This is a genomic window from Pseudomonas sp. RC4D1, assembly GCF_018390395.1.
In the GTDB taxonomy this organism is placed as follows: Bacteria; Pseudomonadota; Gammaproteobacteria; order Pseudomonadales; family Pseudomonadaceae; genus Aquipseudomonas; species Aquipseudomonas danubii.
In genome coordinates this window covers 1,514,930-1,537,043 of sequence record NZ_JAHBAW010000002.1, presented here as the reverse complement: position 1 = coordinate 1,537,043, position 22,114 = coordinate 1,514,930, and the positions used below count along the sequence as shown (strand labels likewise).

The window sequence follows — 22,114 nt, the reverse complement described above, 5'->3', positions numbered from 1 at the left end:
GTGACCTGAATCAACTGGTCCAAATGGTCAGAAATGTCCTCCACTGTCCCTCGGTGGCGGGGCTTCTGATCAGCATAGACAAACAGGTCGCCACATCCGTTAGCCTGGAGTTCTACATATGCATCCCCGCGTTCTTGAGGTCACCGAACGGCTTATCGCTCGCAGTCGCGCCACTCGCCAGGCTTATCTGGCGTTGATCCGTGGTGCCGCCAGCGATGGTCCGCAGCGCGGCAAGTTGCAGTGTGCGAACTTCGCCCACGGCGTGGCCGGTTGTGGCGCCGACGACAAACACAGCCTGCGGATGATGAATGCGGCCAACGTGGCAATTGTTTCGTCATATAACGATATGTTGTCGGCTCACCAGCCTTACGAGCGTTTTCCCGAGCAGATCAAGAAAGCCCTGCGCGAGATCGGTTCGGTGGGCCAGTTCGCTGGCGGCACCCCGGCCATGTGCGATGGCGTGACCCAGGGCGAGGCCGGCATGGAACTGAGCCTGCCGAGCCGCGAGGTGATTGCGCTGTCCACGGCCGTGGCCCTGTCGCACAACATGTTCGACGCGGCGCTGATGCTGGGGATCTGCGACAAGATCGTCCCGGGCCTGATGATGGGCGCCCTGCGCTTCGGTCATCTGCCGATGGTCTTCGTCCCGGGCGGGCCGATGGTGTCGGGGATTTCCAACAAGCAGAAAGCCGATGTGCGCCAGCGTTATGCTGAAGGCAAGGCCAGCCGCGAGGAGTTGCTGGAATCGGAAATGAAGTCCTACCACAGCCCGGGCACCTGCACCTTCTACGGCACTGCCAACACCAACCAGTTGCTCATGGAAGTCATGGGCCTGCACCTGCCGGGCGCCTCCTTCGTCAACCCCAACACGCCGCTGCGCGACGCCCTGACCCATGAGGCGGCGCAGCAGGTCACGCGCCTGACCAAGCAGAGCGGCAGCTTCACGCCCATCGGCGAAATCGTCGACGAGCGTTGCCTGGTCAACTCCATCGTCGCTCTGCACGCCACCGGCGGTTCCACCAACCACACCCTGCACATGCCGGCCATAGCCCAGGCGGCAGGCATCCAGTTGACCTGGCAGGACATGGCCGATCTGTCCGAGGTGGTGCCGACCCTGTCCCACGTCTATCCCAACGGCAAGGCCGACATTAACCACTTCCAGGCAGCGGGCGGCATGTCCTTCCTGATCCGTGAACTGCTGGAAGCCGGCCTGCTTCACGAGGACGTCAATACCGTGGCCGGCCGCGGCCTGAGCCGCTACACCCAGGAGCCGTTCCTCGATAACGGCAAGCTGGTATGGCGCGAAGGCCCGATCGAAAGCCTCGACGAAAACATCCTGCGGCCGGTGGCCCGGGCCTTCTCCCCGGAAGGCGGCTTGCGGGTCATGGAAGGCAACCTCGGCCGCGGGGTGATGAAAGTGTCCGCCGTGGCCCCCGAGCATCAGGTCGTCGAAGCCCCGGCCGTGGTGTTCCAGGACCAGCAGGACCTGGCCGACGCCTTCAAGGCCGGCCTGCTGGAAAAAGATTTCGTCGCGGTGATGCGCTTCCAGGGCCCGCGCTCCAACGGCATGCCCGAGCTGCACAAGATGACCCCGTTCCTCGGGGTTCTGCAGGACCGTGGTTTCAAGGTGGCGCTGGTGACCGATGGACGTATGTCGGGTGCCTCGGGCAAGATTCCGGCGGCGATCCATGTCAGCCCCGAGGCCCAGGTCGGCGGTGCGCTGGCTCGGGTGCTGGACGGTGACATCATTCGCGTTGACGGGGTCAAGGGCACCTTGGAACTCAAGGTCGACGCCGCCGAATTCGCCGCCCGGGAACCGGCCAAGGGCCTGTTGGGCAACAACGTCGGCACCGGTCGTGAACTCTTCGCTTTCATGCGCATGGCCTTCAGCTCGGCAGAGCAGGGCGCCAGCGCCTTTACCTCTGCTCTGGAGACGCTTAATTGAAACTGGCCCTGGTCGGTGACATCGGTGGCACCAACGCGCGCTTCGCGTTGTGGAAAGACCAACAACTGGACGCGATCCAGGTCCATGCAACGGCGGACTATCGCTGCCCGGAAGACGCCATCAAGGCGTACCTGCAAGACCAGGGCCTGGCCCTGGGTTCCATCGGTTCGGTATGCCTGTCGGTGGCCGGTCCGGTCAGCGGCGATGAGTTCCGTTTTACCAACAACCACTGGCGCCTGAGTCGCCAGGCGTTCTGCCAGGCCTTGCAGGTGGAGCAGTTGCTGCTGGTCAACGATTTCTCGGCCATGGCCCTGGGCATGACCCGCTTGCAGCCCGATGAGTTTCGCGTGGTCTGCGAAGGCGTTGCCGAGCCCTTGCGTCCGGCGGTGGTGATCGGCCCGGGCACTGGTCTCGGCGTCGGTACCCTGTTGAATTTCGGCGACGGCCGCTACATGGCCTTGCCGGGGGAGGGGGGGCATGTCGACCTGCCCTTGAGCAGCCCGCGGGAAACCCAGCTGTGGCAGCACATCCACAATGAAATTGGCCATGTCAGCGCCGAGACCGCTTTGAGCGGCAGTGGATTGCCGCGGGTGTACCGGGCGATCTGTGCGGTGGACGGTCATGAGCCGCGCCTCGATACCCCGGAGGCCATCACCGCTGCCGGGCTGGCCGGCGACCCGATTGCCCGGGAAGTGCTGGAGCAGTTCAGCTGCTGGCTGGGGCGAGTGGCGGGCAACAACGTGCTGACCACGGGCGCGCGGGGCGGGGTGTATATCGTCGGTGGGGTGATTCCCCGTTTCGCCGATTTCTTCATCCACAGCGGCTTTGCCAGGAGTTTTGCCGACAAGGGCTGCATGAGCGACTACTTCAAGGGCATTCCGGTGTGGTTGGTGACGGCGCCCTATTCCGGGCTGACCGGTGCTGGCGTAGCGCTGGAGCAGGCCCAGGGTTGACCTTGAGCCGCACGGCGTAGGAGCAGGCTTACCGGCGAAGAGGCGGTAACACGCCTCCCGGCATCAGGCATAATCGCGCTCCCTGCCTAACAATAAGGACGGCCCCGGTGAGTTCAGTCAGTAAGTCGATTTTGTTGGTTGACGACGATCAGGAAATTCGCGAGCTGCTGGAAACCTACCTCAGCCGCTGCGGCTTCCAGGTGCGCACGACCGCCGATGGCGCCGGCTTTCGCCAGGCCCTGAGCGAGGCACCCAGCGACCTGGTGATCCTCGACGTGATGCTGCCCGACGAAGACGGCTTCAGCCTGTGCCGCTGGATTCGCCAGCACCCACGGTGCAGTCAGGTGCCGATCATCATGCTCACCGCCAGCTCCGACGAGGCCGACCGGGTGATCGGTCTGGAGCTGGGGGCCGACGACTACCTGGGCAAGCCCTTCAGCCCACGGGAGTTGCAGGCGCGGATCAAGGCGCTGTTGCGCCGGGTGCAGTTCGCCCAGGAGCGGGTTGCAGGTGACGTGCTGTGCTTCGACGAGTGGCGCCTGGATGTGATCAGTCACCGCTTGTTTCATAACGACGGCGAGGAGGTGATCCTCTCCGGCGCCGACTTTGCCCTGCTCAAGCTGTTCCTCGACCACCCCCAGGAAATCCTCGACCGCGACACCATCGGCAATGCCACGCGCGGGCGTGACCTGATGCCCCTGGACCGCATCGTCGACATGGCTGTCAGCCGCCTGCGCCAGCGTCTGCGGGACACGGAAAAGCCGCCGCGGCTGATCCGTACCGTGCGTGGCAGTGGCTATCAATTGGCAGCCAATGTGGTTGCCGGCAATGGTCACTGAGGCAGTGCGCAGAGTATTGCGGCGGGTGCCGGTGCCCCGCTCGCTGCTGGGGCGCATGCTTCTGCTGACCTTGCTGGCGGTGTTGTTCGCCCAGGCCCTGTCCAGCGTGATCTGGGTTTCGCAGTTGCGCGCTACCCAGCTCGAAGGCCTGGTGACCAGCGCCCGCAGCCTGGCTCACTCGATGACCGCCAGCGTCAGTTACCTGCGTTCGCTGCCGGTGGCTTATCGCCCCCTGGTGCTCGACCAGTTGCGCAGCATGGGCGGTACCCGTTTTGTCGTGACCCTCAATGACAAGCCCCTGGGCATGCAGGTGCTGCCCGCTACACCGCGCAAAGAGGCGGTATTGCAGGCGGTGGAGCAAGTGCTGCGCCAGTCCCTGGGCAACGACGCGGATTTATCCGTGACCTTTGTCAGCCCCGATGATCTGCGGATCTTCAATGGCGGCCTCAAGCTCGACGAATTGCCCCGCTCCTGGGCCCATTACGCCTTGACCCTGGAGCCGGTGAACCCGCCGGTGCTGGTGACCCAGATCCAGATGGCCCCGGGAGAATGGCTGTACATCGCTTCGCTGTTGCCCGAGCCCTACACCAGTCTCGAAGAGCAGGGGCTGCCGGCGCAGCAGGTGTGGTTCATCCTGCTCACCAGCGGTTTTCTGCTGCTGTTCATCGGCCTGCTGGTGCATTGGCAGAGCCGGCCCCTCAAGCGTCTGGCCCGGGCGGCGCGGGACATGTCCCTGGGCGCCGATGTCGAGCCGGTGGCGCAGGGCGGCGGCAGTGAAGTGGTGGAAGTGGGGCGGGCCTTCAACAGCATGCGCGAACGCATCAGCCGCTACCTGACCGAGCGCAGCCAGCTGTTCAGCGCCATCTCCCACGACCTGCGCACCCCCATCACCCGCCTGCGCCTGCGGGTCGAATTGTTGGAGGACGAACAACTGCAAGCCAAGTTCGGCCGCGACCTGGACGAACTGGAACTGCTGGTCAAAGGTGCGTTGCAATGCGTCAAGGACACCGACATCCACGAGAACATCGAGCCGGTGGACCTCAATCAGGTGCTCGACTGCCTGGTGGAGCCTTACCTGGCACCCAACGGCAATGGCCGCGTGACCCAGCAGGGCCGGGCGCTGGCCAGCTACCCGGGCAAGCCCCTGGCGCTCAAGCGCTGCATGGGCAACCTGATCGACAACGCCCTGAAGTACGGCCAGAACGCCCATCTGCACATCGAAGACGACGACAGCGGTTTTGTCCTGCATGTAGACGACGAAGGCCCGGGCGTACCGGAGCAGCGCCTGGAGCAGGTGTTCGAGCCGCATTTCCGTCTGGCCGGCCAGCAGCAGGGCTACGGCCTGGGCCTGGGGATTGCCCGCAACATTGCCCACAGCCATGGCGGCGAAGTCAGCCTGCAGAACCTGCGCGAAGGCGGCCTGCGGGTGACCCTGTACCTGCCCCGGACCTTCGACTGAGCGGCTGGCCTGTGCAGACGCTGACTTGTGTAGGGGCTGGCTTGCCAGCGAAGGCGTTCCCAAGGGCACTGCAGGACTCAAGGGCCTTTTCGCCGGCAAGCCGGCTCCTACGGGTGGAGCCGCGCAATGTCACGGTTTGGTGACATTGTGCTGGCCCTTCGTTACCTGCGGTTGCGAGCGGCTTGATTAGACTCAAGCCTTCGATAAAAACAACAACAGGCCACTCATGGACTCTCTCCCCCTGCCGCTGCGCAGTTGGCTGAACGCGCCCGCTCACCATTCCTGGCTCGCCGCCGAAGGCCAGCGCCTGCTTGATTTCGCCAAGGCTTCACGACTCGCCGAAGGCTTCGGCAACCTCGATGCCCGGGGCTGCCTGCCCGCCGGTGCCCAGGCCGAAACCATGAACACCGCGCGCATGACCCACAGCTTCGCCATGGCGCACATCCAGGGCCTGCCGGGTTATGCCGGGCTGGTGGATCACGGCATCGCCGCGCTCATGGGGCCGTTGCGCGATGCCGAGCACGGCGGCTGGTTCGCCGTGGCCGGTCAGGCCGATGGCAACAGCACCAAGGCTGCCTATCTGCATGCCTTTGTCGCCTTGGCCGCCAGCTCTGCGGTGGTGGCGCAGCGGCCGGGTGCCCAGGCCCTACTTGAGGAGGCGATCCGGATCGTCGACGGGTATTTCTGGAGCGAGGAGGAGGGCGCCATGCTCGAGTCCTTCAACCGTGACTGGCGCGAGCCGGAAGCCTATCGCGGCGCCAACAGCAACATGCACGCCACCGAGGCCTTCCTGGCCCTGGCCGATGTCACCCAGGACCCGCGCTGGCTCAACCGCGCCCTGCGCATCGTCGAGCGGGTGATCCATCAGCACGCCGCCGCCAATGACTTCATGGTGATCGAGCATTTCAACGCTGACTGGCAGCCCCTGCGCGACTACAACCGGGCCTTTCCCGCCGATGGTTTCCGGCCCTTCGGCACCACGCCGGGCCACGGTTTCGAATGGGCGCGCCTGCTGTTGCACCTGGAGGCATCGCGGGTCCAGGCCGGCCTGTTGACCCCGGGCTGGCTGGCGCTGGATGCGCAACGTCTGTTTGCGAGCAACTGCCGCCACGGCTGGGACGTGGATGGTGCCCCGGGCATCGTCTACACCCTGGACTGGGACAACCGGCCAGTGGTGCACCAGCGCCTGCACTGGACCCATGCCGAGGCCAGCGCCGCCGCCAGCGCTTTGCTCAAGCGCACCGGCCAGGAGCAATACGAGGTCTGGTACCGGCGTTTCTGGGAGTTCTGCGAAGCCCATTTCATCGATCATCAGCAGGGCAGCTGGCATCACGAACTGGGCCGCGACAACCGCCCGGCTGCCGAGATCTGGGGCGGCAAGCCGGACCTCTATCACGCCTGGCAAGCCGTGCTGATTCCGCGTCTGCCTCTGGCACCGAGCATGGCCTCGGCTTTGGCCCAAGCGTCTGTTCCGGGCCTTGTGTAACCATGTCGTGACATTTCCCCGTCGCTTCGTTACCCGAACGTTCGACTAGGCTGTTTAGACTCGTATGCAGCGCAAGCACCAGACTTGCATGCATAACAACAAGAAAGGTACTTCAAATGAATGCGATTTCTCGCCTCGCCACTGTCATTTCCCTTGCCTCTCTGTTTCCCCTGAGTGCCCTCGCCGCCGATTCCAAAGGTTCCGTGGAAGTCGTCCACTGGTGGACTTCGGGTGGTGAAAAAGCTGCCGTCGATGTGCTCAAGGCCCAAGTGGAAAAAGACGGTTTCACCTGGAAGGACGGCGCCGTGGCCGGTGGTGGCGGTTCCACTGCGATGACCGTGCTCAAAAGCCGCGCCGTGGCCGGCAACCCGCCGGGCGTAGCCCAGATCAAGGGCCCGGATATCCAGGAATGGGGCAGCACCGGCCTGCTCAGCACCGACACCCTCAAGGACGTGGCCAAAGCGGAAAACTGGGACGGCCTGCTCTCGTCCAAGGTGGCCAATACCGTCAAGTACGAAGGTGATTACGTAGCAGTGCCGGTGAACATCCACCGGGTCAACTGGCTGTGGATCAACCCTGAAGTGTTCAAGAAGGCCGGGATCGACAAGGCCCCGACCACCCTCGAAGAGTTCTATGCCGCCGGCGACAAGCTCAAGGCCGCGGGCTTTATCGCCCTGGCCCACGGTGGCCAGCCGTGGCAGGACAGCACCGTGTTTGAAGACGTGGTGCTCTCGGTCATGGGCCCTGAAGGCTACAAGAAAGCCCTGGTGGACCTGGACCAGAAAACCCTCTCCGGCCCGGAAATGACCAAGACCTTCGCCGAACTGAAGAAAATCACCGGCTACATGGACCCCAACCGTGCCGGGCGTGACTGGAACATTGCGGCTGCCGACGTGATCGGCGGCAAGGCCGGCATGCAGATGATGGGCGACTGGGCCAAGAGCGAATGGACGGCGGCGAAGAAAGTTGCCGGCAAGGACTACCAGTGCGTGCCGTTCCCGGGCACTGACAAGGCCTTCACCTACAACATCGACTCCCTGGCGGTGTTCAAGCTCAAGGCCGATCGCAAAGGTGATATCGCCGCTCAGCAGGACCTGGCCAAGGTCGCCCTGGGCAAGGACTTCCAGAAGGTCTTCAGCATCAACAAGGGCTCGATCCCGGTGCGCACCGACATGCTCAACGACATGAGCGCCGAGGGCTTCGACTCCTGCGCCCAGGCAGCGGCCAAGGACTTCCTGGCCGACGAGAAGACCGGGGGCCTGCAGCCGAGCATGGCGCACAACATGGCCACTTCCCTGGCGGTGCAGGGTGCGATCTTCGATGTGGTCACCAACTTCATGAACGACAAGGATGCGGACCCGGCCAAGGCCAGTGCGCAACTGGCCTCGGCGGTCAAAGCCGCGCAGTAATCCTTGACCCCGCCGCCGGTACGCCGGCGGCTGACCTGTGACTGTGTTGCCGCCCTGCAGGGCTTACGTCCATGCAGCGGCGGCGTGCATCCCGGATTCACTTCAATAACTGGGTTTTTGCGATGAGCTCTGTGGCGGTTTTCAGCAAGGCCTCACCCCTGGACGCACTGCAGCGCTGGCTACCCAAGCTGGTGCTGGCGCCGAGCATGGTGATCGTGCTCGTGGGGTTTTATGGCTACATCATCTGGACGTTCATTCTGTCCTTTACCAATTCCAGCTTCATGCCGAGCTACAAGTGGGTCGGCCTGCAGCAATACCTGCGCTTGATGGACAACGACCGCTGGTGGGTGGCGAGCAAGAACCTCGCGCTCTTCGGCGGCATGTTCATTGCCATTAGCCTGGTGCTGGGGGTGTTCCTGGCGGTGCTGCTGGACCAGCGCATCCGCAAGGAAGGCTTCATCCGCACCGTGTACCTGTACCCCATGGCACTGTCTATGATCGTCACCGGTACTGCCTGGAAGTGGCTGCTCAACCCTGGCCTGGGCCTGGACAAGATGCTCCGTGACTGGGGCTGGGAAGGCTTTCGCCTGGACTGGCTGGTGGATCAGGACCGGGTGGTCTACTGCCTGGTGATCGCCGCCGTATGGCAGGCCTCGGGCTTTGTCATGGCGATGTTCCTCGCCGGTCTGCGCGGTGTTGACCAGTCGATCATCCGCGCCGCCCAGGTGGACGGCGCGAGCCTGCCGACCATCTACCTGCGGATCGTGCTGCCGAGCCTGCGACCGGTGTTCTTCAGTGCCTTCATGATCCTCGCCCACATCGCCATCAAGAGCTTCGACCTGGTGGCGGCGATGACCGCGGGCGGCCCGGGCTACTCCTCCGACCTGCCGGCGATGTTCATGTACTCCTTCACCTTCAGCCGGGGCCAGATGGGCATCGGCTCGGCCAGCGCCATGCTGATGCTCGGTGCCGTGCTGACCATCCTGGTGCCGTACCTGTACTCCGAACTGCGAGGCAAGCGCCATGACTAACTCCCTCGCCAAGCCGACCCTGAACTTCAGTCGGATCGCCATCTACGCCACCTTGCTGCTGGCGGCGGCGGTGTATCTGATTCCCTTGGTGGTGATGCTGCTGACCAGCTTCAAGACCCCGGAAGACATCCGCACCGGCAACCTGCTGAGCTGGCCCCAGGTGGTGGACGGCATCGGCTGGATCAAAGCCTGGGACGCTGTGGGCGGCTACTTCTGGAACTCGGTGAAGATCACCGTGCCGGCGGTACTGATCTCCACCTTCATCGGTGCAATGAACGGCTACGTGCTGTCGATGTGGCGCTTTCGCGGCTCCCAGCTGTTCTTCGGCCTGCTGCTGTTCGGCTGCTTCCTGCCATTCCAGACCGTGCTGCTGCCGGCCTCGTTCACCCTTGGCAAGTTCGGCCTGGCCAACACCACCACCGGCCTGGTGCTGGTGCACGTGGTCTACGGCCTGGCCTTCACCACGCTGTTTTTCCGCAACTACTACGTGAGCATCCCCGATGCCCTGGTCAAGGCCGCGCGCCTGGATGGCGCCGGATTCTTCACCATCTTCGGCAAGATCCTTTTGCCGATGTCGGTGCCGATCATCATGGTCTGCCTGATCTGGCAGTTCACCCAGATCTGGAACGATTTCCTGTTCGGCGTGGTGTTTGCCAGCGGCGATGCGCAACCGATCACCGTGGCCCTGAACAATCTGGTCAACACCAGCACCGGGGCCAAGGAATACAACGTTGATATGGCGGCGGCGATGATCGCCGGGCTGCCGACACTGCTGGTCTACATCTTCGCCGGCAAGTATTTCCTGCGCGGGCTGACGTCCGGCGCAGTCAAGGGGTAAAGCATGGCCACTCTCGAATTACGCAACGTCAACAAGACCTACGGTGCCGGCCTGCCGGACACCCTGAAGAACATCGAACTGAAGATCGACGACGGTGAGTTCCTGATCCTCGTCGGCCCGTCCGGCTGCGGCAAATCCACCCTGATGAACTGCATCGCAGGCCTTGAGAACATCAGCGGCGGGGCAATCCTGGTGGACGACGCCGACATCAGCGGCATGAGCCCCAAGGATCGTGACATCGCCATGGTGTTCCAGTCCTACGCGCTGTACCCGACCATGAGCGTGCGCGACAACATCGCCTTCGGCCTGAAGATCCGCAAGATGCCCACTGCCGAGATCGACGCGGAAGTGGCGCGGGTGGCCAAGCTGCTGCAGATCGAGCACCTGTTGACCCGCAAGCCGGGCCAGCTCTCCGGCGGTCAGCAGCAGCGGGTGGCCATGGGCCGGGCGCTGGCGCGGCGGCCGAAGATCTACCTGTTCGACGAACCGCTGTCCAACCTCGACGCCAAGCTGCGGGTCGAGATGCGCACCGAAATGAAACTGATGCACCAGCGCCTCAAGACCACCACGGTCTACGTCACCCACGACCAGATCGAAGCCATGACCCTGGGCGACAAGGTCGCGGTGATGAAGGACGGGATCATCCAGCAGTTCGGCACCCCGAAGCAGATCTACAACGATCCGGCCAACCTGTTCGTGGCGAGTTTTATCGGATCGCCGCCGATGAACTTCATCCCCCTGCGCCTGCAACGCAAGGACGGCCGCCTGCTGGCGCTACTGGACAGTGGCCAGGCCCGTTGCGAGCTGCCTCTGGGCATGCAGGACGCGGGGCTCGAAGACCGCGAGGTGATCCTCGGCATTCGTCCGGAGCAGATTGCCCTGGCCGCCACCGAAGCCAATGGCTTGCCGACCTTGCGCGCCGAGGTCCAGGTGGTTGAGCCCACCGGTCCCGACACCCTGGTGTTCGTCACCCTCAATGGCACCAAGGTCTGCTGCCGCCTGGCTCCGGATCAGGCGCCCGAGGCAGGAGAAACCCTGACCTTGCAGTTCGATCCGGCCCGAGTGCTGCTGTTCGATGCCCAGAGCGGCGAGCGCCTGGGAGCGGCCGGCGCGCCTGTGTCCGAGCCCCGTAGCGGCAACGTGGCGCAGTTCAAGGGGCGATGAATCCGTGGCGGATGGCCTGTCATCCGTCGCACCCGCTGTAAACCGCGTTGGATAAATCGTTAATAACAATAAAGACGAGGATGTAGGGATGAAAAAGCAACACAGCAATACCCGGCTGCTTTGCCAGTTGTCAGCGGCTGCGGCATTGGTCCTGTCCGCCAATGCCATGGCGGACGAGGCGTTCAGCGCCGACTCCAAGTGGATGACCGGCGACTGGGGGGGTGAGCGTACCAAGCTGATCGAGCAGGGGATCGACATCAAGGCCGACTACGTCGGTGAAATGGGCGCCAACCTGCATGGCGGCTACAACGACGACAAGACCGGGCGCTACAGCGATCAGTTCGGTCTCGGCGTGGCCTTGGATCTGCAGAAGCTGCTGGGCTGGGACAATACCCAGGCCAAGATCCAGCTGACCAACCGTAACGGCCAGAACATTTCCAACGATCGCATCGGCGACCCGCGTGCCGGCACCCTGAGTTCTTCCCAGGAGGTGTACGGTCGTGGCCATATGGTGCGTCTGACCCAGCTGTGGATTCAGCACCAGTTCCTCGACGGCAAGCTGGACGTCAAGGCCGGTTACTTCGGCGAAGGCGAAGACTTCAACACCTTCCCCTGCGAGTTCCAGAACCTGGCCTTCTGCGGCTCCCAGGTGGGCAACTGGGCCACCGGTATCTGGTACAACTGGCCGGTCAGCCAGGCAGCGCTGCGGGTCAAATACCACATCACCCCCGAGCTGTATGCGCAGATCGGCGCTTACAACCAGAACCCGTCGCAGCTGGAGCACGGCAACGGCTTCAAGCTCAGCGGCAGCGGCACCAAGGGCACGGTATTGCCGGTGGAACTGGTCTGGTCGCCCAAGCTCAATAGCCTGCCGGGCGAGTACCGCGTGGGTTACTACAAGAGCACGGCCGACGCCAATGATGTGCGCAAGGACGCCAACGGCCAGGACGCCGCGGACACGGGCGACGCCTATCGCGTGCACAACAGCAAGCACGGCTACTGGTTCGTCGCTCAGCAGCAACTCACCACCCACAACGGTGACGCTTCCCGTGGCTTGAACATCGCCGCCAACGCCACCTTCCATGACAAGGACACCAACGTCGTCGACAACTACCAGTCGCTGATGTTCGTGTACAAGGGGCCGTTCGATGCGCGTCCGAAAGATGACGTGGGCATCGGTTTTGCGCGGATCCACGTCAACGACGATGTGCGCAAGAACGCCCAGCTGATCAACGAGGACAACGGCATCAGCAACTACGACAACCCGCTGTACATGCCGCTGCGCGACACGGAATACAACTACGAGATCAACTACGGTTTCCACGTCACCAACTGGCTGACCGTACGCCCCAACCTGCAATACATCACCCATCCGGGCGGTGTGGATGAAGTGGATAACGCGTTGGTGGCCGGTCTGAAAATTCAGTCGGTGTTCTAGAGCTGTTGCGATAAGCTCCTCCTCCATGTGCGCATTTTGCGGATGGCCCAGGCCGTCCGCTTTTTTTTGTGGGGATTGCAAGTCCCCCTGATGAGTATCGAGACAGCAGTGAATTTCAGGACCGCGGCCCATGCATGAGCATCCGCTACAACGCTTTTTCAAATCCCTGCGCGAACGCCCGGTGTTCGCCTGGGAGCGCTATCAGATGCGCGATGTGCTGGTGATCGATCACCCGCTGTGCCAGGCGGTGTTCAGTCGCCAGGGCGCTCAACTGCTGCACTTTCAGCCGGCCGGGCAGAAGCCCTGGCTGTGGTGTGCCTCGAAGTGGCCGCAAGTGGGGGCGATCCGCGGTGGTGTGCCGGTGTGCTGGCCCTGGTACGGTCGCCATCCCAGTGAAAATGCCTGGCCGTCCCACGGTTGGGCGCGGCTGCTGGACTGGAAACTGCTGGACAGCAGCAGCGAAGAGGACGGCGTGCGCCTGCACTGGCAATTGCAGTTGTGCGACTGGAAGGTCGATCTGCACGCACACCTGGGGCAAAGCATGGATCTGCGCCTGAGCACCGAGCACCAGGACAGTGAACCTTGTCAGTTGAGCCAGGCTTTGCATGCCTACTGGCGTATTGGTGACGTCGGTGAGGTAGCGCTGTCCGGGCTTGATGGCGCCCAGGGTTATGACCAGTTGAACCGCCAGGTCTGTCAGCAGCAGGGCGAGTTGCGGGTCGAGGGCGGGTGCCAGCGGGTGTTCCAGCACGAAGGCGAATTGCAGCTCAAGGACCACGCCTGGCAGCGCGAGCTGTGTATCGATACCGGTGACGATGCCGACACCGTGGTCTGGCACCCCGGCACCCGGCCCTTGCTGGGGGTGAGCTGGAATGAGGTGTCGCGGTTTGTCTGCGTCGAAGCGGCTGCCGGCGGCACCGACAGCCTGTGCCTGGCGCCGGGGGAGCAGGCGCACCTGAGCTTGCAGGCGCGGGCAGCGGTGTAGGAGTCGGCAGGCCGGCGAACCGGCCAGCCTCAGTTGAACTCGTCGCCCACCGGATAGCGGCTGGCGTTGAGGCTTTCCTTGATCTTGCGCAGGTGCGGCTGGAAGTCCACGCCACGGCGCAGGGTCATGCCGGTGGCCAGCACGTCGAGCACGGTGAGCTGGATGATCCGCGAGGTCATCGGCATGTAGATGTCGGTGTCTTCGGGCAGTGGGATGTTCAGGCTCAAGGTACTGGCCTTGGCCAGTGGCGAGTTTTCCGCGGTCAGTCCCAGCACCGATGCGCCGTTTTCCCGGGCAATGCGTGCCACTTCCACCAGTTCGCGGGTCCGGCCGGTGTAGGAAATGATCACGAACAATTCGCCGGTGTGGGCCACCGAGGCGATCATGCGCTGCATCAGTACATCGGCATGGGCCGTCACTGCCAGGTTGAAGCGGAAAAACTTGTGCAGCGCATCCATGGCCACCGGGGCCGAGGCACCGAGGCCGAAGAAGTGGATCTGCCGAGCCTGAATCAACAGGTCAACGGCCTTGCTGATCAGGTTCGGGTCCAGGGCCTGGCAGGCACTGTCCAGGGAGGCGATGGCACTGCCGAAGATCTTTTGTGTGTAGGCCTCGGGGTTGTCGTCGGCCTCTACGGCGCGGCTGACGTAGGCGGCGCCGCTGGCCAGGCTCTGGGCCAGTTGCAGCTTGAGTTCCGGGTAGCCGCTGACACCGAACGAGCGGCAGAAGCGATTGACCGTCGGTTCGCTGACCGAAGCGGCCTGGGCCAGCGCAGCGATGCTGAAGCGAGTCGCCTGCTGTGGGTTGAGCAGGATGACTTCGGCGACTTTACGTTCCGCCTTGTTCAGTTCTTCAAGGCGGTTCTGGATCTGCTCCAGAAGATTTCGCACTCGGTCCATTCAGGTTTCCTAGATCGGCTAGACAGGCGCAGCAGCAGAGCCGCTAGAGCGCCCGCAATGCGAAGTTGAGAGGTGGCCTATCCTACTGATGGCCTGGATCGACCACCACCTGGAATCTGTATTTTGTAAAAATGTTGTGTTTATTACTACATTTTTCCTTGAGTGATGCCTTGAAAAAAGGTATTTGTAGCTTAACTTGATAAAAGAACAAACATCATGCCTTCGATAACGGTTGAACCCTGCACCTTTGCCTTGTTCGGCGCGCTGGGCGATCTGGCGCTGCGTAAGCTGTTTCCTGCCTTGTACCAACTCGATGCCGCCGGTCTGTTGCATGAAGACACGCGGATTCTGGCCCTGGCCCGTGAGCCGGGCAGCGAGCAAGATCACCTGGCGAATATCGAAACCGAGCTGCGCAAGTACGTCGGCGACAAGGACATCGACAGTGAGGTCCTGCAGACTTTTCTCGCTCGCCTGAGCTACCTGCATGTGGACTTCCTCAAGGCCGAGGACTATGTGGCCCTGGCTGAGCGCGCCGGCGGCGAACAACGCTTGATCGCCTACTTCGCCACACCGGCGGCGGTGTATGGCGCGATTTGCGAGAACCTGTCCCGGGTCGGACTCAACCAGCACACTCGCGTGGTCCTGGAAAAACCCATTGGCTCGGACCTGGAATCGTCGCGCAAGGTCAACGACGCGGTGGCCCAGTTCTTCCCGGAAAACCGCATCTACCGGATCGACCACTACCTGGGCAAGGAGACGGTGCAGAACCTGATCGCCTTGCGCTTCGCCAACAGCCTGTTCGAAACCCAGTGGAACCAGAACTACATCTCCCACGTGGAAATCACCGTGGCCGAGAAGGTTGGCATCGAAGGCCGCTGGGGCTATTTCGACAAGGCCGGCCAGCTGCGGGACATGATCCAGAACCACTTGCTGCAGTTGCTGTGCCTGATCGCCATGGACCCACCGGCCGACCTGTCCGCCGACAGCATCCGTGACGAGAAGGTCAAGGTGCTCAAGGCCCTGGCGCCCATCAGCCCGGAAGGCCTGACCACCCAGGTGGTGCGTGGCCAGTACATTGCCGGTCACAGCGAGGGCCAATCGGTGCCCGGTTACCTGGAGGAAGAAAACTCCAACACCCAGAGCGACACCGAAACCTTCGTCGCCCTGCGTGCCGACATCCGCAACTGGCGTTGGGCCGGGGTGCCGTTCTACCTGCGTACCGGCAAGCGCATGCCGCAAAAACTGTCGCAGATCGTCATCCACTTCAAAGAGCCGTCGCACTATATCTTCGCCCCCGAGCAGCGCCTGCAGATCAGCAACAAGCTGATCATTCGCCTGCAACCGGATGAAGGCATCTCGTTGCGGGTGATGACCAAGGAACAAGGCCTGGACAAGGGCATGCAGCTGCGCAGCGGTCCGTTGCAGCTGAATTTTTCCGATACCTATCGCAGTGCACGGATTCCCGATGCCTACGAGCGGTTGTTGCTGGAAGTGATGCGCGGCAATCAGAACCTGTTTGTCCGCAAAGATGAAATCGAAGCCGCGTGGAAGTGGTGTGACCAGTTGATCGCCGGGTGGAAAAAATCCGGTGATGCGCCCAAGCCGTATGCGGCCGGGTCCTGGGGGCCGATGAGCTCCATTGCACTGATCACGCGGGACGGGAGGTCTTGGTATGGCGATATCTGATTTGCAACTGCCGGCGGGGGTAGCAGCCCACGAATTCCGCAGTCCTACCTTGTTGGCTGAAGGCCAGGCACTGAGAGTGGTCGAGCTGCTGCGCGAGGCGATTGCCGCCCGCGGCAACGCGACCCTGGTGGTATCCGGTGGCCGTAGCCCGGTGGCGTTTTTCCAGGCCCTGGTGAAGCAGGAGCTGGATTGGTCCAAGGTGCTGATCACCCTGGCGGACGAGCGTTGGGTGCCGGTGGAGCATGCCGACAGCAATGCCGGTCTGCTCAAGCGCTATCTGCTCCAGGGGCCGGTGGCCAAGGCCAGCTTCCTCAGCCTCTATAGCGCGGCGGCCAACCTGGAAGAAGCGGCCCAGCAGGCCGATCGTCTGTTGTCCGAGTTGCCGGGGATTGATGTGCTGGTGCTGGGCATGGGTGATGACGGTCATACCGCCTCGCTGTTCCCCAACAGCCCGAACCTGGCCGAGGCGCTTCGGGTCGATGGCAGCCGTCGCTGCTGGCCAATGCTGGCGCCCACTGTGCCCCATCAGCGCCTGAGCATGAGCCGGGCCTTGCTGGCCTCGGCCCGCCATCAGCTGTTGTCGATTTCCGGTCAGTCCAAGCTGACCACCCTGAGTGCCGCACTGGCCGGTGACGCTGTTGCCGAAATGCCGATTCGCGCCTTCCTGCAAACCCCGTTAGAGATTTACTGGTGCCCATGAGCCAAGGATCAGCCGCTATGACAAACCTACCCCCGACCGTTTCCATGGCGGACAAAGTTGCCCTGATCGACAGCCTCTGTGCCAAGGCGCGGATTCTGCCGGTGATCACCATCGCCCGTGAGCAGGATGTGCTGCCACTGGCAGACGCCCTGGCGGCAGGCGGCCTGACGGCCCTGGAAGTGACTCTGCGTTCGCAGTTCGGCCTCAAGGCCATCCAGATCCTGCGCGAGCAGCGCCCGGAACTGGTGACCGGTGCCGGCACTGTGCTTGATCCGCACATGCTCGCCGCGGCGGAAGCGGCAGGCTCGCAGTTCATCGTCACCCCGGGTATCACCCGTGACTTGTTGCAGGCCAGTGTCGCCAGTCCGATCCCGCTGTTGCCGGGGATCAGCAATGCTTCCGGGATCATGGAGGGTTATGCCCTGGGTTATCGTCGCTTCAAGCTGTTCCCGGCTGAAGTCAGCGGTGGCGTGGCGGCGATCAAGGCCCTGGGCGGTCCGTTCGGTGAGGTGAAATTCTGCCCGACTGGCGGCGTTGGCCCGGCCAATATCAAGAGCTACATGGCGTTGAAGAATGTGATGTGCGTGGGCGGTAGCTGGATGCTCGATCCCGAGTGGATCAAGAACGGCGACTGGGCGCGGATTCAAGAGTGCACGGCCGAGGCCCTGTCTCTGCTGGACTGAAATTTTTACCTGATTCGTTGGTGTGTTCTACGGCTTTACGGTGCGCTTGGTCGGTGCACCGTTTTTTTTTGCCTGGAGAAAAAGCCTCGCCCCTCGCTTGAAGAGAGGGAGGCGTCACTGGTTGGCCAATTCCCCAAGGGCCCTGATCAAGCACTGGATGTGCTCCAGAGGCGTCACCAGCCCCGGGGTGATGCGGATGCAGGGGCCAAAACCGGCGCCGGTGCGGGTTACGGCGAACAGGTTGTAGTCGCGCAGCAGGCGCTCCACCAGGGCTTGCTGGTCGGCGTGGCGGGTAAAGCGCAGGGCGCTGATGGCGCAGCACAGGCGCGGGTCTTTCGGGGTCAGGATTTCGATCCCTGGCGTCTCGCGCACGGCTTCGGTCCAGGTCGCGCGCAGGTAGTTCAGGCGTGCGCCCTTGGCCGCCGAACCGCCCATGGCTCGATGCTCCTCGAACACCAGGGGCAAGGTCATCAGCGCCGGGATGTTCGGTGTGCTGTAGGGCGTTCGGGCCCTGATGTCGTCGGTGGGGAAGTGGAACTCGCCCATGTCCGGGTCGATATCCTCCAGGCGTTCCGGGTGGATGTAGATAAAGCCCAGGCTCAGCGGCGCGCCGATCCATTTGTGCAGGTTGAAACCAGCGAAGGCGATCCCCAGTTGGGGCAGGTCGAACTCGATCTGGCCCAGGGCGTGGGCGCCGTCGAGAATGATGTCGACTTGGTGTTCCCGGGCGGCGGCGGCAATGGCCTGGACTGGCATGACCAGTCCGCTGCGATGGGTGACATAGGTCAGCGGCATCAGCTTGAGTCGCGGGTAACGCTCGAACGCGCTTGTATAGGTGTCGACCAGGCTGTCAAAACTGGCAGGGTGCTGGTGCTCGATTTCTATCACCTCCACACCCCGGTGACGGGCCAGCCAGCGCATCGCGCTTTTCACCGTGTCGTACTCCAGGTCGCTGAGCAGCACCTGGTCGCCGGGTTGCAGGCGGTTGTAGTTGCGGATCAAGGATTGCAGGGCGTCGGAAGCACAGCGAGTCAGGGCCACGGCATTCTCCGGGGCCTCCAGCAGAGCTGCCAGCTGGCCACGGATCTGCAGGGCCTCGATCTGTTCGAAGCGCTGGCGCACATGCACCGAGTTACTGCGGTTCACCCACTGGATATTGTGTTGGTACTCCTCGGCCACCTTGCGCGTCATGCGCCCGAAATAGCCGTTTTCCAGATTGATCGGCCCAGGATCGATGTCGAACTGCCGGGCGATTGCACGCCAATGGTCTTCGTCATGGGCAAGGGGTGCTGCAGTCCTTGGCATGGTGGGCTCTTTTTCAGTGACGGGGCTTGGGTTTGCCGTGTTTGGCGCGCAGCGGGTCGAGCAGGTCGGACAGGCCGTTGTGATCGATCTCCTGCATCAGGGCCAGCAGGCCGCCGAGTTCGCCCTTGGGAAAGCCCTCGCGGGCGAACCAATTCAGGTAGGGGCCGGGCAGGTCGGCCAGGATGCGGCCCTTGTACTTGCCGAAGGGCATTTCCCGGGTGATCAGCAGTTCAAGTGTCTCGGGGGTCATGGCGCAACTTTCGTGTGATTCGAACGCCATGGAAAATACAGGCATTCTGCATGCAGGCCAAATGACAGATCATGCAAATAACGCGGATACAGATTTTCAGTTAAAAGATAACTTATTGAAAATTAAGCAAAAAATATAAATTCAAAGTCTGGCATGGCGGGTGCAACGGTTAATTCAGCAGTTAACTCAGCAGTTGACTCAACTCTCCCAACCCGCAAGGAACCAGAAAATGACTGACTTGAATAAAGAAGCAATTTCGGTGCTCAACAGCCTGATCGAGACCAGCAAGGATGGTCAGGAAGGGTTCAAGACCTGTGCTGAAGACATCAAGCACCCAGAACTCAAGGCGCTGTTCATCAAGCGCTCCACCGATTGCGCTACCGCCGCCGCCGAACTGCAGTCCGTGGTGCGCTCCATGGGTGGCGAACCGGAAACCTCCACCAGCGTCAGTGGCGATCTGCACCGTCGTTGGGTCGACCTCAAGTCACTGGTGACCGGCAAGGATGAGGAATCGGTGCTCAACGAGGCCGAGCGTGGCGAAGACCATGCCTTGAAGTCCTACAAGGAGGCGCTGGATAAAATCAGCAAGCACAACCTGGTGGGTATTCGTGATGTGGTAGAGCGCCAGTACCACGGCGTGCAACGCAATCACGATCAGGTCAAAGCCTTGCGCAACCAGGCCCGTGCCCGTTCGTAACGGTTAAAACCTGTCAAAAACGCCAGCCAGTCTGGCGTTTTTTTATGCCTGTGATTTAGTGCTGGACGGGAATTAGTTAGCTAGCTAATAATTAGCTCGCGCCCACTCGTGGCGATCCCGACTATGGTTATTCAGTCCTTCAAAGAGTCCTTGTTCGTGCCCATTACCTTGCAGGCCTTGCTTGCTCCCAGCCTTCCTGCGGTGCAGTTCGCGATCAAGACGCTGCTGGGTGGCGGCCTGGCGCTGTGGCTGGCGTTGCGTTGGGGCCTGGAGCAGCCGGCCTGGGCCCTGATGACCGCGTTCATCGTCGCTCAGCCGTTGTCCGGAATGGTTCTGCAAAAGGGGCTGGCCCGGCTGCTGGGGACCTTGGTCGGTACGCTGATGTCGGTGCTGTTCATGGGCCTGTTCGCCCAGACGCCCTGGCTGTTCCTGCTGGCCCTGGCCCTGTGGCTGGGGTTGTGCACCGCCAGTTCCACGCTGCTGCGCAGTGCCTGGTCCTATTCCTTCGTGCTGGCGGGCTACACCGTGGCGATCATCGCCTTGCCCGCCATCAGTCACCCGTTGACCGTGTTCGATCAGGCCGTGGCCCGTTGCACGGAAATCTCCCTGGGGATCATCTGCGCCACTGCCAGCAGTGCCCTGATCTGGCCGATGCGGGTAGAGCGGCAATTGGCGGATCAGGCCCGCAGCGCCTGGCACAGTGGCATGCAGGCGGCCCGCGCCACCCTGGCCGGCGATGCCCTGGCGCGCAAGGGCCTGCTGGAAATTCTCGGGCGCATCGTCGCCGTGGACTCCCAGCGCGAACACGCCTGGTTCGAAGGTCCATCGGGGCGCCAGCGGGCCCGGGCCATCAGTGGCCTGAGCCAGAAGCTGCTGATGCTGTTGCGGATCTCCCGTTCGGTGCGGCGCCAGTGGAAACAACTGGACGCCGACGAAGCCCGGCAACTGCAGCCCTGGATGGATCGGGTTCAGGAAGCCCTGGCGGTGGCCGACAAGGCTGGTCTGCAAGCGCTGCGTCCACGCCTGCAGGAAGCGTCCCATGAGCTTCAGATCAGTCCGGCGCAGAGCTTTTGCCTGGCGCGTTTTGCGTTGTTGCTGGATACCGCCCTGGCGGCAACCCAGGCCCTGGACGCGGTGCAGGAGGGGCGGGCGCCGGTGGAGCAACCGGCAACCCTGACTCCCCATCGTGATCTGTCGCTGGCCCTGGTATTCGGTGCCCGCAGTGCCTTGGCGTTCCTCACGGTAGCCAGCTTCTGGCTGGCCACTGCCTGGCCTGCTGCCTCCGGGGCCATGCTCCTGACGTGTGTGGTCTGCAGCCTGTTCGCCAGCCGTGAGAACGGCGCGCAGATTGGCATGAGCTTCATGCGCGGAATCTTCCTGGCGATTCCGGCGGCGTTTCTGGTGGGGCAGATCCTCCTGCCTCAATGGAGCGGCTTTGCGATGTTGGCCATGGCCATGGGCGTGCCGCTGTTCTTCGGCGCCCTGGGCATGGCCAAGCCACAGATAGGCGCCACTGCCACTTCGTTCTGCCTGCATTTCATCGTGTTGATTTCGCCGATGAACCGCATGAGTTTCGATGTCGCCAGCTTCTTCAACAATGCCCAGGCCATGGTGCTGGGGGTGGGCGCCGCGGTACTGGCCTTCCATCTGCTGATTCTGCGTAACCCGGCCTGGCATGGCCGGCGCCTGCTGGCGGCGACCCTGAGTGATCTGGTGCGTTTGACCCGACGCAACCTGCGGGGCGCGGAAAGCTGGTTCGGCGGGCGCATGGCCGATCGCCTGCTGCAACTGGCCCGGCATTATCCGGAGCTGCCGGAACAGGCCCGCAGTCGCTGGGACGATGGCCTGTTGGGCCTGGACGTCGGCGATGAACTGATGCACCTGCGTCTGAGCCTGGCGGTGGCCCAGGTGCCGGTGAGTGCGGCGCAGCGCGAGTATTTCGAGCAGTTGCAACGCATCCTCGAACAGGGCCCGGCCGGTCATCGCCAGGAAGCCCTGGTGGCGCCCAGTGCGGCCTTGCTTGACGCTTTGGACCGGCAGCCACCCAGTGACGCGCTGAAACTGGCCAAGGGGGCGGTGCTGCAATTGCAAAACAGCTGGCGCAGTTGGTGCCGGCAGCAGGAGGACAGTCATGGGGCTGCGTGAGTGGTCGTTGGGCGGGGTGCTGCTCAGCCCGTTTCTGATTTACGTGGTGCTGGCGCTGGTGGTCACCGGCGTGCTGCGAGTGCTGGTACGGGTCACCGGATTGGGGCGCTGGATCTGGCATGAAGCCCTGTTCGATTGTGCCCTGTACGTCTGTGTATTGACGGTGATCACTGTGGTCCTGGGACCTTTATAAGGAGTTGAT

General features: G+C 62.8%; 20 protein-coding genes. 17 read left to right on the top strand and 3 right to left on the bottom strand.

Annotated elements, in window-relative coordinates; genetic code table 11:
• The first annotated feature begins 118 nt into the window (after nt 1-118).
• The 11 genes from edd (at nt 119) to KHO49_RS22590 (ending at nt 13,547) form a co-directional block, all read left to right on the top strand.
• Nucleotides 119-1,945, top strand: coding sequence for a phosphogluconate dehydratase (gene edd / locus KHO49_RS22640; protein WP_102860594.1), 1,827 nt, complete (start codon nt 119-121; stop codon nt 1,943-1,945).
• Nucleotides 1,942-2,898, top strand: a complete 957-nt coding sequence (locus KHO49_RS22635; RefSeq protein WP_213665848.1) for a glucokinase — start codon at nt 1,942-1,944, stop codon at nt 2,896-2,898. The genes edd and KHO49_RS22635 overlap by 4 nt, the downstream gene beginning before the upstream one ends.
• A 107-nt stretch (nt 2,899-3,005) precedes the next feature.
• Nucleotides 3,006-3,737 (top strand): response regulator, encoded by a 732-nt coding sequence (locus tag KHO49_RS22630; RefSeq protein ID WP_102860596.1) that lies wholly within the window; start codon nt 3,006-3,008, stop codon nt 3,735-3,737.
• The gene (locus KHO49_RS22625; RefSeq protein WP_110651422.1) at nt 3,727-5,196 is read left to right on the top strand and encodes an ATP-binding protein; all 1,470 of its coding nucleotides are present in this window, start codon (nt 3,727-3,729) and stop codon (nt 5,194-5,196) included. The genes KHO49_RS22630 and KHO49_RS22625 overlap by 11 nt, the downstream gene beginning before the upstream one ends.
• Nucleotides 5,197-5,422: 226 nt before the next feature.
• Nucleotides 5,423-6,682 carry a D-mannose isomerase gene (locus KHO49_RS22620; protein ID WP_213665847.1) on the top strand — a complete coding sequence of 420 codons (1,260 nt, stop codon included), beginning with the start codon at nt 5,423-5,425 and terminating at the stop codon, nt 6,680-6,682.
• Nucleotides 6,683-6,798: 116 nt separating this feature from the next.
• A complete protein-coding gene (locus tag KHO49_RS22615) occupies nt 6,799-8,091 on the top strand; it encodes an ABC transporter substrate-binding protein (RefSeq protein ID WP_102880658.1) in 1,293 nt (430 codons plus the stop codon).
• Nucleotides 8,092-8,213: 122 nt separating this feature from the next.
• Nucleotides 8,214-9,122, top strand: a complete 909-nt coding sequence (locus tag KHO49_RS22610) for a carbohydrate ABC transporter permease (RefSeq protein WP_102860601.1) — start codon at nt 8,214-8,216, stop codon at nt 9,120-9,122.
• Entirely contained in the window at nt 9,115-9,960 is an 846-nt protein-coding gene (locus tag KHO49_RS22605) for a carbohydrate ABC transporter permease (protein WP_102880657.1), read from the top strand. Before KHO49_RS22610 ends, KHO49_RS22605 begins: the two co-directional genes overlap by 8 nt.
• Nucleotides 9,961-9,963: 3 nt before the next feature.
• Nucleotides 9,964-11,124 carry an ABC transporter ATP-binding protein gene (locus tag KHO49_RS22600; RefSeq protein ID WP_110594837.1) on the top strand — a complete coding sequence of 387 codons (1,161 nt, stop codon included), beginning with the start codon at nt 9,964-9,966 and terminating at the stop codon, nt 11,122-11,124.
• Nucleotides 11,125-11,212: 88 nt separating this feature from the next.
• Complete coding sequence (locus KHO49_RS22595) at nt 11,213-12,562, top strand: carbohydrate porin (RefSeq protein ID WP_110594835.1); 1,350 nt, start codon at nt 11,213-11,215, stop codon at nt 12,560-12,562.
• Between the two features lie 130 nt (nt 12,563-12,692).
• Entirely contained in the window at nt 12,693-13,547 is an 855-nt protein-coding gene (locus KHO49_RS22590) for a D-hexose-6-phosphate mutarotase (protein ID WP_110594833.1), read from the top strand.
• A gap of 29 nt (nt 13,548-13,576) precedes the next feature.
• On the opposite strand, the gene KHO49_RS22585 is transcribed toward KHO49_RS22590, so the two are convergent.
• Entirely contained in the window at nt 13,577-14,437 is an 861-nt protein-coding gene (locus tag KHO49_RS22585) for a MurR/RpiR family transcriptional regulator (RefSeq protein WP_170001736.1), read from the bottom strand.
• Nucleotides 14,438-14,662: 225 nt separating this feature from the next.
• Between KHO49_RS22585 and zwf the strand changes: the two genes are divergently transcribed.
• Genes zwf through KHO49_RS22570 form a run of 3 tightly spaced genes read left to right on the top strand, consistent with a single transcriptional unit; the run spans nt 14,663 to nt 17,515 of the window.
• On the top strand, nt 14,663-16,132 hold the full coding sequence (gene zwf / locus KHO49_RS22580) for a glucose-6-phosphate dehydrogenase (protein ID WP_213665846.1): 1,470 nt from the start codon (nt 14,663-14,665) through the stop codon (nt 16,130-16,132).
• Nucleotides 16,119-16,832, top strand: a complete 714-nt coding sequence (gene pgl, locus KHO49_RS22575) for a 6-phosphogluconolactonase (RefSeq protein ID WP_213665845.1) — start codon at nt 16,119-16,121, stop codon at nt 16,830-16,832. Before zwf ends, pgl begins: the two co-directional genes overlap by 14 nt.
• A 17-nt stretch (nt 16,833-16,849) precedes the next feature.
• Nucleotides 16,850-17,515 carry a bifunctional 4-hydroxy-2-oxoglutarate aldolase/2-dehydro-3-deoxy-phosphogluconate aldolase gene (locus KHO49_RS22570; RefSeq protein WP_102880651.1) on the top strand — a complete coding sequence of 222 codons (666 nt, stop codon included), beginning with the start codon at nt 16,850-16,852 and terminating at the stop codon, nt 17,513-17,515.
• Nucleotides 17,516-17,629: 114 nt separating this feature from the next.
• Here KHO49_RS22570 and KHO49_RS22565 read toward each other — a convergent pair whose 3' ends face one another.
• Together KHO49_RS22565 and KHO49_RS22560 are read right to left on the bottom strand one after the other, a co-directional pair.
• On the bottom strand, nt 17,630-18,820 hold the full coding sequence (locus KHO49_RS22565; RefSeq protein WP_123394103.1) for an aminotransferase class V-fold PLP-dependent enzyme: 1,191 nt from the start codon (nt 18,818-18,820) through the stop codon (nt 17,630-17,632).
• Between the two features lie 13 nt (nt 18,821-18,833).
• Entirely contained in the window at nt 18,834-19,070 is a 237-nt protein-coding gene (locus KHO49_RS22560; protein ID WP_025126856.1) for a DUF3820 family protein, read from the bottom strand.
• Nucleotides 19,071-19,299: 229 nt separating this feature from the next.
• Between KHO49_RS22560 and KHO49_RS22555 the strand changes: the two genes are divergently transcribed.
• The 3 genes from KHO49_RS22555 (at nt 19,300) to KHO49_RS22545 (ending at nt 22,105) form a co-directional block, all read left to right on the top strand.
• Nucleotides 19,300-19,767 carry a ferritin-like domain-containing protein gene (locus KHO49_RS22555; RefSeq protein WP_102860610.1) on the top strand — a complete coding sequence of 156 codons (468 nt, stop codon included), beginning with the start codon at nt 19,300-19,302 and terminating at the stop codon, nt 19,765-19,767.
• Nucleotides 19,768-19,923: 156 nt separating this feature from the next.
• Nucleotides 19,924-21,912, top strand: a complete 1,989-nt coding sequence (locus KHO49_RS22550) for an FUSC family protein (protein ID WP_213665844.1) — start codon at nt 19,924-19,926, stop codon at nt 21,910-21,912.
• Nucleotides 21,899-22,105 carry a DUF1656 domain-containing protein gene (locus tag KHO49_RS22545; RefSeq protein ID WP_102860611.1) on the top strand — a complete coding sequence of 69 codons (207 nt, stop codon included), beginning with the start codon at nt 21,899-21,901 and terminating at the stop codon, nt 22,103-22,105. The genes KHO49_RS22550 and KHO49_RS22545 overlap by 14 nt, the downstream gene beginning before the upstream one ends.
• The last annotated feature ends 9 nt before the right edge of the window (nt 22,106-22,114 follow it).

What these genes read in the sequence shown, in the direction of transcription:
- edd (WP_102860594.1), top strand. Translation starts at nt 119, where the DNA reads ATGCATCCCCGCGTTCTTGAGGTCACCGAACGGCTTATCGCTCGCAGT.
- KHO49_RS22625 (WP_110651422.1), top strand. Translation starts at nt 3,727, where the DNA reads ATGGTCACTGAGGCAGTGCGCAGAGTATTGCGGCGGGTGCCGGTGCCC.
- KHO49_RS22620 (WP_213665847.1), top strand. Translation starts at nt 5,423, where the DNA reads ATGGACTCTCTCCCCCTGCCGCTGCGCAGTTGGCTGAACGCGCCCGCT.
- KHO49_RS22615 (WP_102880658.1), top strand. Translation starts at nt 6,799, where the DNA reads ATGAATGCGATTTCTCGCCTCGCCACTGTCATTTCCCTTGCCTCTCTG.
- KHO49_RS22610 (WP_102860601.1), top strand. Translation starts at nt 8,214, where the DNA reads ATGAGCTCTGTGGCGGTTTTCAGCAAGGCCTCACCCCTGGACGCACTG.
- KHO49_RS22605 (WP_102880657.1), top strand. Translation starts at nt 9,115, where the DNA reads ATGACTAACTCCCTCGCCAAGCCGACCCTGAACTTCAGTCGGATCGCC.
- KHO49_RS22600 (WP_110594837.1), top strand. Translation starts at nt 9,964, where the DNA reads ATGGCCACTCTCGAATTACGCAACGTCAACAAGACCTACGGTGCCGGC.
- KHO49_RS22595 (WP_110594835.1), top strand. Translation starts at nt 11,213, where the DNA reads ATGAAAAAGCAACACAGCAATACCCGGCTGCTTTGCCAGTTGTCAGCG.
- KHO49_RS22590 (WP_110594833.1), top strand. Translation starts at nt 12,693, where the DNA reads ATGCATGAGCATCCGCTACAACGCTTTTTCAAATCCCTGCGCGAACGC.
- zwf (WP_213665846.1), top strand. Translation starts at nt 14,663, where the DNA reads ATGCCTTCGATAACGGTTGAACCCTGCACCTTTGCCTTGTTCGGCGCG.
- pgl (WP_213665845.1), top strand. Translation starts at nt 16,119, where the DNA reads ATGGCGATATCTGATTTGCAACTGCCGGCGGGGGTAGCAGCCCACGAA.
- KHO49_RS22570 (WP_102880651.1), top strand. Translation starts at nt 16,850, where the DNA reads ATGACAAACCTACCCCCGACCGTTTCCATGGCGGACAAAGTTGCCCTG.
- KHO49_RS22565 (WP_123394103.1), bottom strand. Translation starts at nt 18,820, where the DNA reads ATGCCAAGGACTGCAGCACCCCTTGCCCATGACGAAGACCATTGGCGT.
- KHO49_RS22560 (WP_025126856.1), bottom strand. Translation starts at nt 19,070, where the DNA reads ATGACCCCCGAGACACTTGAACTGCTGATCACCCGGGAAATGCCCTTC.
- KHO49_RS22555 (WP_102860610.1), top strand. Translation starts at nt 19,300, where the DNA reads ATGACTGACTTGAATAAAGAAGCAATTTCGGTGCTCAACAGCCTGATC.
- KHO49_RS22545 (WP_102860611.1), top strand. Translation starts at nt 21,899, where the DNA reads ATGGGGCTGCGTGAGTGGTCGTTGGGCGGGGTGCTGCTCAGCCCGTTT.